Source organism: Nocardioides sp. (genome assembly GCF_035703625.1).
Taxonomy (GTDB): domain Bacteria; phylum Actinomycetota; class Actinomycetes; order Propionibacteriales; family Nocardioidaceae; genus Nocardioides.
In genome coordinates, this window is record NZ_DASSXS010000137.1 from 1 (window position 1) to 13,081 (window position 13,081).

Consider the following 13,081-nt stretch of genomic DNA (forward strand, 5'->3'; position numbering starts at 1 on the left):
CTGCCGGGCGTCCAGTGGGTGCAGGCCGACAAGCCGGTGAGCATCGACGCCCAGACCACGCCCACCGGCATCAACCGCGCCAACGCCGACGCCAGTCCCACCGCCGCGATCAACGGCTCGGACCAGCGCGTCAACGTCGACGTTGCCGTCATCGACACCGGCGCCGACCTCTCCCACCCGGACCTGAACATCTACCGTGCCGGTGCGAAGAACTGCTCCATCGGAGCGATCAATGCCAACGACCTGCACGGACACGGCACCCACGTCTCCGGCACGATCGGTGCGATCGACAACGGTAGCGGCGTGGTCGGCATGGCACCGGGCGCCCGGATCTGGCCGGTGAAGGTCCTCACCGACGCCGGCAGCGGCCTGAACTCCGACGTCATCTGCGGAATCGACTACGTCACCGCGCACGCCTCGGAGATCGAGGTCGCGAACATGAGCCTCGGCGGGTCGGGAACCGACGACGGCAACTGCGGCGCCTCCAACGACGACGCGATGCACGCGGCGATCTGCGAGTCCGTCGCCGCCGGCATCACCTACGCGGTGGCCGCGGGCAACGACTCCGAGAACGCGGCCAGCTCCACCCCGGCGGCCTACGACGAGGTGATCACGGTCAGCGCGCTCGCCGACTTCAACGGCCTGCCCGGCGGCGGCGCCCCGTCCACCTGCCGCTCGGACGTCGACGACACGTTCGCGAGCTTCTCCAACTTCGGCTCCGACGTGGACATCATCGCCCCCGGCGTCTGCATCAACTCGACCTGGATGCTGGGCGGCTACAACACGATCAGCGGTACGTCGATGGCCAGCCCGCACGTGGCCGGTGGCGCCGCCCTCTACAAGGCGACCCACCCGACGGCGTCCCCCGCGGCCGTCAAGTCGGCCCTGCTGGCCTCCGGCACGCTGGACTGGAACAACAGTGACGACGGTGACAACACCAAGGAACGACTGCTCGACGTGAGCACCTACTGATCACCGCGTGACCCGACAGGGGGTCGGTCCCGAACGGGGCCGGCCCCCTGTCGCGTGCTGACTTCGTGGTAACCCGCACCGCGCTCTACGCTTGTAGTCCGGAGCCGCGCCACCCCTGCGGACCGGAGAGCAGCCACTCACCCCGTGGCGGAGAACAGAAAGTGGGCCACCCATGTCCGATATGACCGTGGACGTGTTCGAGCTCGGGTCCGAGCACGAGCAGGTCGTCTTCTGCAACGACGCCGCGACCGGCCTGAGGGCCATCGTCGCCATCCACTCCACGGCGCTCGGGCCGGCTCTGGGCGGCACCCGCTTCTACCCCTACGCCTCCACCGCCGACGCGGTGCAGGACGTCCTGAACCTCTCCCGCGGGATGTCCTACAAGGCATCCCTGGCCGGGCTCGACCTCGGTGGCGGCAAGGCCGTCATCATCGGCGACCCCGCCAGCCTGAAGTCCGAGGCGCTGCTGCGCGCCTACGGACGCTTCGTCCAGTCGCTCGGCGGCCGCTACTACACCGCCTGCGACGTCGGCACCTTCTCCCCGGACATGGACCACGTCGCCCGTGAGTGCTCCTACGTCACCGGGCGCACCGTGGCCCACGGGGGCGCCGGAGACAGCTCGGTGCTGACGGCGTACGGCACGTTCGAGGGCATGCGGGCGGCGGCCGAGGTCGCCTGGGGCGTTCCGACCGTCGCCGGCCGGGTGGTCGGGGTCGCCGGGGTCGGCAAGGTGGGTCGCCACCTGGTGCGCCACCTGATCGAGGACGGCGCCACCGTGGTCGTGACCGACGTCCACCGGCCGTCGGTGGAGCGCGTCCTCGACGAGTACCCCCAGGTGACCGTCGTGGACTCCACCGAGGCGCTGGTCGCCTCCGCCCTCGACATCTACGCCCCGTGCGCCCTCGGCGGCGCGCTGACCGACGAGGTCGTCGAGGTGCTCTCCGCCCGGATCGTCTGCGGAGCCGCCAACAACCAGCTGGCCCACCCCGGTGTCGAGAAGATGCTGGAGGAGCGCGGGATCCTCTACGCGCCCGACTACTGCGTGAACTCGGGCGGGCTGATCCAGGTCGCCGACGAGCTCGAGGGCTTCTCCTTCGAGCGTGCCGAGCAGCGGGCCAGTGGGATCTTCGACACCACGCGGAACGTGTTCGAACTGGCTGCGCGCGACGGCGTACCCCCTGCGGTCGCGGCCGACCGGCTGGCCGAGCGGCGGATGCGCGACGTGGGCCGGCTGCGGGGGATCTGGTTGTCCGGTGGTTGAGGTGCGAAGGCCGCCTGCGGCCTGAGCCTCGAAACCCCGTGAGCCCAGGCAGGGCCTCGACTGTGGTCGCCGCCCTGCAGCCCTCACCGGGTTTCGACGCGCCCAGCGCGCCTTCGCCTGCTCAGGCGCGGGCTTGCTCAACCCTCCTGAGCCCACGCGGCGCGCTCGTGCCTCGCGCGCCGCTGCTCAGTCGCGAGAAGGTTCTGCGTAGTCCGTGTAGCCGTCGTCCTGCTCGGACTCTTCGGTCTCGTTCCGGTCCTTGTCGCCGTGCAGCTCTCGCGCCAGCGCCCCGAAGTCCGTCTCGTGAGTGCGGTACTTCAGGTCGCGGGCGACCTTCGTCTGCTTGGCCTTGGCTCGGCCGCGCCCCATAGGGTCGACCCCCTCGCACGCTTGGCCGGGGCTCCGGGCCCCGGTCTGTCCTAAAGGTTTCTCGTGGAGGCAACGCTACCTGTTGCCTGGGTGTTCCCGCACACCACCTCCCGGCCCATTCGGAAAAATTCCCTCTCCTCGGGGTCCCGGGCGACGCCGGGGCGCGGGGAACGGCTCGTCGGGTGGGTCACCAGCCGGGGTGCTGGCCCACCAGCGACACCCGCCCCTCTCCGTCACCGTCGGCGCGGATCTCGCCGGCCGCCCAGGCACGGATGCCGTGGGCCTCGAGCAGGTCCACGGCGGCCTGCACGTCGTCGGCCGGGAGCAGGGCGACCATGCCCACCCCACAGTTGAGGGTCGCCTCGAGCTCGGCCTGCTCGAGCCCCCCCACGCGTCGTACGACGTCGAAGACCGGCTTGGGCGTCCACGTCGACCGGTCCACGACCGCCGAGACCTCCACCGGCAGCACCCTCGCGAGATTGGCCGCCAGCCCGCCCCCGGTGACGTGCGCCATGGCGTGGACACCGGTCTGCCGCGCCAGGTCGAGGCACGAGGTGGCGTAGATGCGGGTGGGTTCGAGCAGCTCCTCGCCGAGCGGGCGGCCGAACTCCTCCACGTGTCCCTCCAGCGGCCACCTGGCGTTCTCGAGCAGGACGTGGCGCACCAGCGAGTAGCCGTTGGAGTGCAGCCCACTGGCCTCCATCGCCACCACCACGTCGCCCGGACGGACCCGTCCCGGGCCAAGCAGCCGGTCGGCCTCGACCACGCCCGTCGTCGCGCCGGCCACGTCGTACTCGTCGGGACCGAGCAGTCCGGGGTGCTCGGCCGTCTCGCCACCGATCAGCGCGCAGCCGGCCGCCACGCAGGCCTCCGCGATCCCCTTGACGATGGCCGCGATCCGCTCGGGCACGACGCGACCCGTGGCGATGTAGTCGGTCATGAAGAGTGGCTCGGCCCCGCAGACGACGAGGTCGTCGACGACCATGCCGACCAGGTCGAACCCGATCGTGTCGTGGACGTCCATGGCCTGCGCGATCGCCACCTTGGTGCCGACGCCGTCGGTGGAGGTGGCGAGCAGGGGGCGCTCGTAGCGCGTCAGCACCGAGGCGTCGAAGAGACCGGCGAACCCACCGATGCCGCCGATCACCTCGGGCCGCCGGGCCTTCTCCACCCACCCCTTCATCAGCTCGACCGCCTTGTCGGCGGCCTCGATCGAGACCCCCGCGGCCGCGTAGCTGGTGGCGGTCGAGGCTGGCTCGGGCGGGGACTGCGGCACGGTGGTTCTCCTACGGGTTGGGGAGCGGCAGTGCCTCGGAGGTGATCGAGGTCTCGAGGAGGTGCTTGCCGAGCAGGCTCTCGTCGGGGAGGTCGATCGGGTACTCGCCGGTGAAGCAGGCCTGGCAGAGGCGGTCGGACGGCTGTGCGGTGGCCTCGACCATGCCGTCGAGGGAGATGTATCCGAGGCTGTCGGCGCCCACGCTGGCGGCGATCTCGTCACCGTCGAGGCCGTTGGCGATCAGCTCGGCGCGGGTGGCGAAGTCGATGCCGTAGAAGCAGGGCCACTTGACCGGCGGGCTGGAGATGCGGACGTGCACCTCGAGCGCACCCGCCTCGCGGAGCATCCGTACCTGGGCACGTTGGGTGTTGCCCCGCACGATGGAGTCGTCGACGACCACGATCCGCTTGCCCCGGATCATGTGCTCCAGCGCGTTCAGCTTGAGGCGGATGCCGAGCTGGCGCAGGGTCTGGCTGGGCTGGATGAAGGTGCGGCCGACGTAGGCGTTCTTGACGAAGCCCTGGCCGAAGGGGATGCCGCTCTCCTCGGCGTAGCCCGCTGCCGCCGGCGTGCCCGACTCGGGGACCGGCATCACCAGGTCGGCCTCGACGGGGTACTCACGAGCGAGTCGCCGACCCATCTCGACGCGTGCCTCATGGACGCTCCTGCCGGCGATCGTGGCGTCGGGGCGGGCCAGGTAGACGTACTCGAACACACAGCCCTTGGGGCTGGCCTCGGCGAACCGGTGGGTGCGCAGGCCGTTCTCGTCGATCGCGACCAGCTCGCCGGGCTCGATCTCGCGGACCACGCTGGCGCCGACGGTCGCCAGCGCCGCGTCCTCGCTGGCCACGACCCAGCCACGCTCGAGCCGTCCCAGGACCAGCGGCCGGATCCCCTCGGGGTCGCGGGCGGCGTACAGGGTGTTCTCGTCCATCCAGACGAACGAGAAGGCGCCCCGGAGCCGCGGCAGGACCTCCAACGCGCGCTGCTCGAGCGTGGTGTCGGGATGGCGCGCGAGGAGGGCGGTGACCAGCCCGGTGTCGTTGGTCGAGGACTCCAGGTTGCGGGCGTGGATGTCGAGCTCGTCGCTGGCTCGCGGGAGCTCGGCGACCATCGTGGCCAGCTCGGAGGTGTTGATCAGGTTGCCGTTGTGGCCGAGGGCGATCGACCCACCTGCCGTGGGGCGGAAGGTCGGCTGGGCGTTGTCCCAGTTGCTCGAGCCCGTCGTGGAGTAGCGGGCGTGGCCGATCGCCAGGTGCCCCTTGAGGGAGGCCAGGGTGGTCTCGTCGAACACCTGGGACACCAGGCCCATGTCCTTGTAGACCAGGATCTGGCGACCGTTGCTCACCGCGATGCCCGCCGACTCCTGGCCGCGGTGCTGCAGCGCGTAGAGCCCGAAGTAGGTGAGCTTGGCGACGTCCTCGCCGGGAGCCCAGACACCGAAGACCCCGCACGCGTCCTGCGGTCCCCGGTCCTGGGGGTCGAGGGCGGCGGTGAGCCGGCCGTCGCCACCGCGGCGCGACGTGGGCTGGGAGGGCACGCGTCCGAGTGTAGGTGCCCGCCTCGGGGGTCCCGGTATCGGCGGGCCGACACCCCTGCATCGAGCGTGCTCGCCGGTCCGGGGAGCGGTCTCCGGGCGGGGACTTCTCGTAGGATTCTCCGGTGAGGGAGGGTGCCGACCTTTACCATGATTCTCGGGGGAGGTGCTCACACGATGACTGAACGGATGGCCGACGACGGCGTGCCTGGCGCGCTCGATCAGCCATTCGCGGACAACTGGTCCCAGACGGTCTTCCGCGAGGGTCTCCAGCTGATCGCCGAGGGCGTCACCGAGCTGGTGGGCTTCGGCGTCGCCGTGATCAGCATCGTGCGCAACGACCAGCTCGAGGTCGTCGCGGTCGCCGGCGACGAGGAGGTGCGGGCTCAGATCCACGGCACCCGCACCCCGATCGACACCCTCCAGGCCGAGCTCGACAAGGCCGACAGCTGGGGCCTGATGCAGTTCGTCCCGCACGAGCGGCTCAACGACGAGGTCCTGGCCACCGGGTGGGTCCCCGACATCGAGCCCCTCGACATCCCCGACGCCTGGCACCCGCTCGACCTGCTCATCGCTCCGCTCTACGGCTCCGACGGCGAGATGCTCGGCACGATGGCCATCGACCTCCCGATCGACGGGCGTCGGCCCGGGCCCGAGCAGCGCCGGATGCTGGAGAAGTACGCCGCCCAGGCCGGGCGGGCGGTCGTCACGGCCGTCGAGCGGGAACGCCTCGCCGAGCAGATGCGCCTCGCCACGGCGGCCCGGACGATCGTCCGGGGTGCCAGCGCGCAGCTGTCGCTCGACAAGCTGCTCGCCGCCGTCCAGCCGGCGCTGGTGCAGGGCTTCGGCGCCACCGGCATGTGGATCGAGACCTTCGACGAGCGGGGCGGCGACGGGATCCTCTACGCCGGCGACGGCTCCCGGCTCAGCATGCCGCACGACCTGATGCAGCTCGCCGAGCGGGCCGCGCACCGCTGCTGGTCCACCCAGAAGGCGGAGGTCGTGGCCGCCGGGCGACCGACCTCCTCCGAGCTGGATCCGCCCGAGCGCGACATGGTCCTCGACTTCCTCCACGGCATCGGTGTCTCGTCCGCGCTCTTCGCGCCCCTGGGCGCCGGCACCGAGTGCCTCGGCAACATGGTGCTGACACGGGACGCCGGCCGCCCCGACTGGACCGAGGTGGAGATGTCCGCGGCGCTCGACCTCGGGCACGACCTCGGCCGGGCGATCCTCAACGCCCGCACCTTCGAGCGCGAGCACGAGCTCGTGCAGGAGCTGCGGGCTCTCGACATCTACAAGAGCCAGCTGATCGCGACGGTGTCGCACGAGCTGAAGAACCCCCTCACCTCCATCGCGGGCCACCTCGAGATGCTCGAGCAGATCCCGGACCTCGACCCGCTCGCCCTCAGCTCGGTCGCCGCGATGAACCGAGCCTCCGGGCGCCTGAGCCGGGTGATCAACGACCTGCTGCTGCTGTCCCGGGTCGACGACCCCACCACTCCGGTCGTGGCGGTTCCCGTCGACCTGCACGCGGTCCTGGAGGACGTGCTCGACGTCAACGCCGTCTCCGCCCGCAACAAGGAGCTCGCCGTCCGGGTGGTCACCCCCAGGGGGCCGGTGCTCGCGCTGGGTGACCACGACGAGCTGGACCGCGTCTGCGCCAACCTGATCAGCAACGCGGTGAAGTACACCCCGGCCGGACGGTCCATCACCGTCACGCTCGACCAGCTCGGTGACCGGGTGATCTTCGCCTGCGCCGACGAAGGCATCGGCATCTCGCAGCAGGACCAGGAGCAGCTGTTCAGCGAGTTCTTCCGGTCCGCCAACCCCGAGGCCTACTCCCAGCCGGGCACCGGTCTCGGCCTCGCCATCGTGCAGCGCATCGTGCACCGGCACGAGGGCAGGATCACCGTGGACTCCGAGCTCGGCAAGGGCAGCACCTTCACGGTGGAACTGCCGGCCGCCCCAAACTGAGGACTCGACCTCCGGCGTTCCCGTGCGGCCACCGGCCGCTGGTGTTGTGGATCCTGACCCATCGGTGAGAGTTTGAGCCGCATGACGACGCCCCACGACATCACCACCCCCGCCGGCCTGGACGGGGAGACGCTGCGCCACATCGCGCTCACCGAGGACTTCGCGGCGCACAACTACCACCCGCTGCGCGTCGTGCTCGCGACCGGTGAGGGCGCCTGGGTGACCGACGTGGACGGCCGGCGTTACCTGGACTGCCTCGCCGGATACTCCGCCCTCAACTTCGGGCACGGTCACCCGGGCCTGCTGGCGCGCGCCCACGAGCAGATGTCCAGGCTCACCCTGACCAGCCGGGCGTTCTACAACGACCAGCTCGGGCCGTTCGCCCATGACCTCGCCGGACTCACCGGCAAGGAGATGGTGCTGCCGATGAACTCCGGCGCCGAGGCGGTCGAGACGGCCATCAAGGTGAGCCGCAAGTGGGGCTACCTGGTCAAGGGCGTCCCGGAGAACCAGGCCACCATCGTGGCGATGGAGGGAAACTTCCACGGCCGGACCACGACGATCGTGTCGTTCTCGACCGACTCGGCGGCGACCGCGTTCTACGCGCCGTACACGCCTGGTTTCAAGGTGGTGCCGTACGGCGACTTCGCGGCGCTCGAGGAGGCCATCGACGACACGACCGTGGCGGTGCTGCTCGAGCCGATCCAGGGCGAGAGCGGCGTGATCATCCCGCCGGAGGGCTACCTGCACGAGGTACGCGCGCTGTGCAACCGCTCAGAGGTCCTGATGGTCGCCGACGAGATCCAGTCCGGCCTCGCGCGCACCGGGCGCACGTTCGCCTGCGACCACGAGGACGTCGTCCCGGACATCTACATCCTCGGCAAGGCGCTCGGCGGCGGCCTCTACCCGGTCTCGGCGATCGCCGCGGACGGCGACGTGCTGTCGGTGATCACCCCCGGCACCCACGGCTCGACGTTCGGTGGCAACCCGCTGGCGGCGGCCATCGGCCGCGAAGTCGTGTCGATGCTGAAGACCGGCGAGTACCAGGAGCGGGCGACCCGGCTGGGCGCCCACCTGACGCGCGGCCTGGAGGGGCTGGTCGGCGAGGGCGTCGACGCGGTGCGCTCGCGCGGGTTGTGGGCCGGCGTCGACATCAGTGACGAGCTCACCAGCGGGCGCCACTTCTGCGAGCAGCTCCTCGAGCACGGGATCCTCGCCAAGGAGGCGCACGGTCAGACGGTCCGCCTCGCACCGCCGCTGGTGGCGACCGAGGAGGACCTCGACCTGCTGATCCACGCCTTCCGCTCGATCTGCACCGGCTGACCGGCCGGATAGTCCCTCACGAAATCGCGGCCGCCATCGGCGTGTCGGCAACCGTTCCGTTCGGGACTATCCGGGATCAGGAGCGGCCGAGGTTGCGCAGCAGCAGCGCCTCGGCGAGGACCACCCGCTCGAACTCGGCGAGGTGGAGTCCCTCGTTGGCGCCGTGGGCCCGGGTGTCTGGGTCCTCGACACCGGTGACCAGGACGCTGGCCTGCGGGAACGCCTCGAGGAACTCGGCGATGAACGGGATCGATCCGCCGACCCCCATGTCGACCGGCTCGGTGCCGTCCCAGGCCTCGGCGAACGCTGCGCGCGCGGCGTCGTACGCCGGTCCGGTGGCGTCGATCTGGGTGGCCTCGCCGGTGTCGACGACCGTGAACGTCAGCTCGGCCCCCCACGGGACCCGCTCCTCGAGGTGACGGCGCAGGCAGGCGACACCGTTGTCGGTGGTGTCTCCGGGCGCGATCCGCATCGAGATCTTCGCCCGGGCGCTGGGGACGAGGGTGTTGCTCGCGCCGTCGACCTTGGGGGCGTCGAGGCCGGTGATGCTGAGCGAGGGCCGGGTCCAGAGTCGTTCGACGACCGAGCCGTCACCGATCCACCGGATGCCCGGGGCGGCGCCCGACTCGGCGCGGAGACGGTCCTCGGGGTACTCCACGTCGGCCGCCGGACCGTGGTGCAGGCCGTCGACGGCGACGTTGCCGGCGTCGTCGTGGAGGGAGGCGATGAGCCGGCTGAGCGCCATCAGCGCGTCGGGGACCAGCCCGCCCCACATGCCGGAGTGCACCGCGTGGGTGAGGGTGCGGACCTCGATGTCGGCCCGGACCAGCCCGCGAAGGCTGGTGGTGAGCGCGGGAACGCCGATGTCCCAGTTGCCGGAGTCGGCGATGACGATGACGTCGGCCTGCAGCCGCGCCCGGTGCTCCTGGAGCAGCGCGGGGAGGGTGTCGGAGCCGACCTCCTCCTCGCCCTCGATGAACATGGTGACGCTCACCGGAAGGTCGTCGCCGAAGACGCGCAACGCGCCCAGGTGGGCGGCGATCCCGGCCTTGTCGTCGGCGGCGCCGCGCCCGTAGAGGCGGTCGCCGCGCTCGGTCGGCTCGAACGGCGGGGAGTCCCACTCGGCGTGGTCGTTCTCGGGCTGGACGTCGTGGTGGGCGTAGAGCAGCACGGTCGGCGCCCCCGCCGGCCCGGGCTTGTGGGCGATGACCGCGGGCGCTCCGCCGTCCGCGCTGACGATGTCGACGGTCTCGAAGTTCTCGGCCCGGAACAGCTCGGCCACCGCCTCGGCGCTGCGCTGCACCTCAGAAGCGCGGGCAGGGTCGGCGCTCACCGACTCGATGCGCACCAGGTCCTCGAGGTCGCGGCGGATCCCGGGGAGGACGGACTGGACCGAGGAGTGGATCTGGTCGCTCATGTCCGCCAACCTATCCAGCGGCTCGGCCGCGGTGGTCCGGGGCCGGCTCAGGAGACCACGTTGCGCAGCGGGCGACCGGCTACCAGCCGTTCGAGCTGGTCCCGGAGCAGGCCGGCCATCCGGGGCAGCATGGCGCTGGTGCCGCCGGCGACGTGGGGCGTGACGAGGACGTCGGGAGCCGACCAGAGCGGGTGCTCGTCCGGTAGTGGCTCGGGGTCGGTGACGTCGAGGGCGAACCGCAGCCGTCCCGCGTGCCGCAGCACCGCGTCGGTGTCGAGCACGCCCCCGCGAGCCACGTTGACGACGACGGCGCCGTCGGGCAGCGCGGACAGGACGGTCTCCCCCACGAAGCCTCGGGTCCGGTCGCTCAGCGGGAGCAGCACGATCACCACGTCCTGCTCGCCGAGCAGGTCGGCGAGCTCGTCGACACCGTGGACCTCGCCCGCGAGCGGGTCCTCGCGAGGGCTGGACGCGACGGCGGTGATCCGGGCGCGCATGGGCACCAGGCGCTCGGCCACCGCGTGGCCGATCGAGCCGTAGCCGAGGACCAGCACCCGCGAGTCGGCCAGCGAGCGGCGGCCCCAGAGGTTCGTCCAGTGACCGTGGCTGCGCACCGCCTCCGGGATCCCGCGCAGGACCGCCAGCGTCAGCCCGACGGCGTGCTCGGCGGTCGCGTCGTCGTGCACGCCCGAGGCGTTGGCCAGCCTCACCCCCTGGGGCAGGAGCTCGAGCTGGCCGTCGTAACCCGCGAGCTGGGTCTGCACCACGCGGAGGGCGGGCAGCTCGGGCAGGCGCTGCATGGCGCGGATCGTGGAGCGGTAGTCGGGGACGAGCACCTCCACCTCGTCGGCACGCGGCGGGAGGCCGGTGCCGTCCCAGACGACGTACTCCACGCCCTCGACGGGCCCCACGGCCTCCCGGAGCTCCTCGGTGGGCAGCGCGACGATCATGGGGTCGTGTCGACGAGCGGGAGGTACGCCGACAGGTCGGTCCGCTCGCCGGAGGCCCGGACCCGGCCCTCGTCGACCGCGGCGGCCCAGTCGAGCCCGCCGGTGGCGAGGGCGATCCAGGTCTGCGGGTCGGTCTCGACCACCGCCGGCGGCGTGCCCCGCGTGTGCCGCACGCCCTCGACCACCTGGGCAGCGGCGTACGGCGGGACGCGCACCTCGACCGACCTCCCGGGGGCACGGTCGGCGAGCAGGGCCAGGAAGTGCCGGGTGAGGAGCTTGAGGTCGGCCGGAGCCCACTCCGGCCGGGCCAGCGTCTCGGCCACCGCCTCCGGGTCGGCAGGGCTCAGTCGGGCAGGCACGAATCCGAGCCTAACCGGACCCCCACCTGCCGAGTCGGCGCACGTGCAACGACCCCACCGCCCGAGTCGGCGCAGGTGCAACGACACCACCTACCGAGTCCATATCGACCGTGTGCATCTGCGCCGACTCAGCCGTCCGGGCGCTTGCAGCAGCGCCGACTCGACGCTCCAGACGCTTGCAGATGCGCCGACTCGCGGGTCAGAAGGTGTCGAGCAGCGCCAGGGTGCGCGCCCAGGCCCGGCTGTCGGGGTCGATCAGGACGAAGTGGCCTCCCTCGACCTCGAGCAGCTGCGCGTCGCCACCCGCGCCGGTCGCCACGGCGACGTACGACTCGGACTGGCTCAGCGGCACGACCGTGTCGTCGCGACCATGGACGCAGCGGACCGGGACGCCGGAGAGCGGGACCTGACGGATCGGCTCCACCGGGTCGTCGGCGGGTCCGGGCGGGTGGCCCAGGAACGCCTCGACCGCGCCATCACCCAGGTCCTGCTCGTAGGCCGACCGCAGGTCCAGGACACCGGCCTGGGAGACGACCCCCGTGACGGGGACGCGCTCCGGCTGCCACTGCTCGAAGCGCCCGCGCGACGGCGCCCAGGTGGCGAGGTGCCCGCCGGCCGAGTGGCCGAGGGTGATCACCTTCGACGTGTCGAGCCCCTCGACGTCGGCGAGGGCGTCGATACCGGCCGCCACGTCGTCGAGGGTCTCCGGCACACCCCCGCCTCCCCCCGATCCAGCCGGGCCGACGCGGCGGTACTCGAGGTTCCAGGCCGTCCAGCCCTCCCGCGCCAGGCTCCTGGCGAGCGGGCGGCCGAGCGACGCGTCGTACTGCGCCTTCCAGAAGCCGCCGTGGATCACCACGACCACGCCCCGGGAAGCGCCGGACGGGTGGTAGATCTCGGCGAACTGGCTGGGGTCGTCGCCGTAGCGGATCGTCCGGTCTGAGGTGTTCAAAGGAGGGTCCTCCCCGCACGAAGCCGCCGCGATTCCCGCCAGGCCGAGGGCCAGCACACTGCGCCGGGTGGGTCGTGTGCCCGAGAGTGCGCCCCGGCGCACGGCAGGGCACACGACCCGGTCACCCGAGCGCCGAGGGCAGCGTGGTCGACCACGCCTCCCTGACCTCGGACAACCTCACCCGGAACTCACCCTCCACGACCAGGTCCTGGCCGCCGGTGGTCCCGATCCTCGCGAGGGGTACGCCGCGGCGCGCGGCGAGGTCGGAGAGCGAGTCGGCGAGGGCCTCCGGCACGGTGACGATGGCCCGGGCGGCCGACTCGGCGAACAGGCCCAGGAAGGCGTCGCCCGGCAGCGTGACCGTCACCCCGATGTCGGCGCGCAGCGCCGCCTCGACCAGCGCCTGCGCCAGCCCGCCGTCGGACAGGTCGTGGGCCGAGGTCACCAGTCCGACCGCGTCGGCCAGCAGCGCGGCCAGCGCCTTCTCGGCGGCCAGGTCGACCTGGGGCGGCAGGCCACCGAGATGACCGTGCACGACGTGGGCCCACTCCGACCCCGACAGCTCCTCGCGCGTCTCGCCGAGCAGGAAGACCTGCTCGTCGGGCGCGACGAACCACGACGGCGTCCGGCGGGTGACGTCGTCGATGACCCCGAGGACGGCGACGACGGGCGTGGGCAGGATCGCCACCTC

The 13,081-nt window shown here is 71.9% G+C and carries 12 protein-coding genes; 4 read left to right on the forward strand and 8 right to left on the reverse strand.

Features of this window, described 5'->3' with window-relative positions; genetic code table 11:
- Both VFN12_RS06630 and VFN12_RS06635 read left to right on the forward strand, forming a co-directional pair.
- The coding region (locus VFN12_RS06630) for a S8 family serine peptidase (protein ID WP_325117826.1) at positions 1–972 on the forward strand (972 nt) is incomplete at its 5' end.
- A 172-nt stretch (positions 973–1,144) separates the two neighbouring features.
- On the forward strand, positions 1,145–2,233 hold the full coding sequence (locus VFN12_RS06635; RefSeq protein WP_325117827.1) for a Glu/Leu/Phe/Val family dehydrogenase: 1,089 nt from the start codon (positions 1,145–1,147) through the stop codon (positions 2,231–2,233).
- Between the two features lie 186 nt (positions 2,234–2,419).
- Here VFN12_RS06635 and VFN12_RS06640 read toward each other — a convergent pair whose 3' ends face one another.
- The 3 genes from VFN12_RS06640 to purF form a co-directional block, all read right to left on the reverse strand.
- Positions 2,420–2,602, reverse strand: coding sequence for a DUF3073 domain-containing protein (locus tag VFN12_RS06640; RefSeq protein ID WP_325117828.1), 183 nt, complete (start codon positions 2,600–2,602; stop codon positions 2,420–2,422).
- 187 nt (positions 2,603–2,789) lie between these two features.
- Positions 2,790–3,878 carry a phosphoribosylformylglycinamidine cyclo-ligase gene (purM, locus tag VFN12_RS06645; protein WP_325117829.1) on the reverse strand — a complete coding sequence of 363 codons (1,089 nt, stop codon included), beginning with the start codon at positions 3,876–3,878 and terminating at the stop codon, positions 2,790–2,792.
- Between the two features lie 10 nt (positions 3,879–3,888).
- Positions 3,889–5,418, reverse strand: coding sequence for an amidophosphoribosyltransferase (gene purF, locus VFN12_RS06650; protein ID WP_325117830.1), 1,530 nt, complete (start codon positions 5,416–5,418; stop codon positions 3,889–3,891).
- Between the two features lie 174 nt (positions 5,419–5,592).
- On the opposite strand from purF, the gene VFN12_RS06655 reads away from it, so the two are divergent.
- Both VFN12_RS06655 and rocD read left to right on the forward strand, forming a co-directional pair.
- Positions 5,593–7,389 carry a HAMP domain-containing sensor histidine kinase gene (locus tag VFN12_RS06655; protein WP_325117831.1) on the forward strand — a complete coding sequence of 599 codons (1,797 nt, stop codon included), beginning with the start codon at positions 5,593–5,595 and terminating at the stop codon, positions 7,387–7,389.
- Between the two features lie 81 nt (positions 7,390–7,470).
- Complete coding sequence (gene rocD, locus VFN12_RS06660; protein ID WP_325117832.1) at positions 7,471–8,712, forward strand: ornithine--oxo-acid transaminase; 1,242 nt, start codon at positions 7,471–7,473, stop codon at positions 8,710–8,712.
- Positions 8,713–8,788: 76 nt separating this feature from the next.
- Here the strand turns inward: rocD and VFN12_RS06665 are convergent, their stop codons facing one another.
- The 5 genes from VFN12_RS06665 to VFN12_RS06685 form a co-directional block, all read right to left on the reverse strand.
- Positions 8,789–10,129, reverse strand: coding sequence for a dipeptidase (locus VFN12_RS06665; RefSeq protein WP_325117833.1), 1,341 nt, complete (start codon positions 10,127–10,129; stop codon positions 8,789–8,791).
- A 47-nt stretch (positions 10,130–10,176) separates the two neighbouring features.
- Positions 10,177–11,079, reverse strand: coding sequence for a 2-hydroxyacid dehydrogenase (locus VFN12_RS06670; protein WP_325117834.1), 903 nt, complete (start codon positions 11,077–11,079; stop codon positions 10,177–10,179).
- Positions 11,076–11,438: a sterol carrier family protein gene (locus VFN12_RS06675; protein ID WP_325117835.1), complete on the reverse strand. Its 363-nt coding sequence runs from the start codon at positions 11,436–11,438 to the stop codon at positions 11,076–11,078. Before VFN12_RS06675 ends, VFN12_RS06670 begins: the two co-directional genes overlap by 4 nt.
- Positions 11,439–11,637: 199 nt before the next feature.
- Positions 11,638–12,390 carry an alpha/beta hydrolase gene (locus tag VFN12_RS06680; RefSeq protein WP_325117836.1) on the reverse strand — a complete coding sequence of 251 codons (753 nt, stop codon included), beginning with the start codon at positions 12,388–12,390 and terminating at the stop codon, positions 11,638–11,640.
- Between the two features lie 121 nt (positions 12,391–12,511).
- On the reverse strand, positions 12,512–13,081 hold a 570-nt coding region (locus VFN12_RS06685; protein ID WP_325117837.1), incomplete at its 5' end, for an AIR synthase-related protein.

Excerpts from the sequence above, each read along its gene's own strand:
- VFN12_RS06635 (WP_325117827.1), top strand. The coding sequence starts at position 1,145 with ATGTCCGATATGACCGTGGACGTGTTCGAGCTCGGGTCCGAGCACGAG.
- VFN12_RS06655 (WP_325117831.1), top strand. The coding sequence starts at position 5,593 with ATGACTGAACGGATGGCCGACGACGGCGTGCCTGGCGCGCTCGATCAG.
- VFN12_RS06665 (WP_325117833.1), bottom strand. The coding sequence starts at position 10,129 with ATGAGCGACCAGATCCACTCCTCGGTCCAGTCCGTCCTCCCCGGGATC.
- VFN12_RS06640 (WP_325117828.1), bottom strand. The coding sequence starts at position 2,602 with ATGGGGCGCGGCCGAGCCAAGGCCAAGCAGACGAAGGTCGCCCGCGAC.
- rocD (WP_325117832.1), top strand. The coding sequence starts at position 7,471 with ATGACGACGCCCCACGACATCACCACCCCCGCCGGCCTGGACGGGGAG.
- VFN12_RS06670 (WP_325117834.1), bottom strand. The coding sequence starts at position 11,079 with ATGATCGTCGCGCTGCCCACCGAGGAGCTCCGGGAGGCCGTGGGGCCC.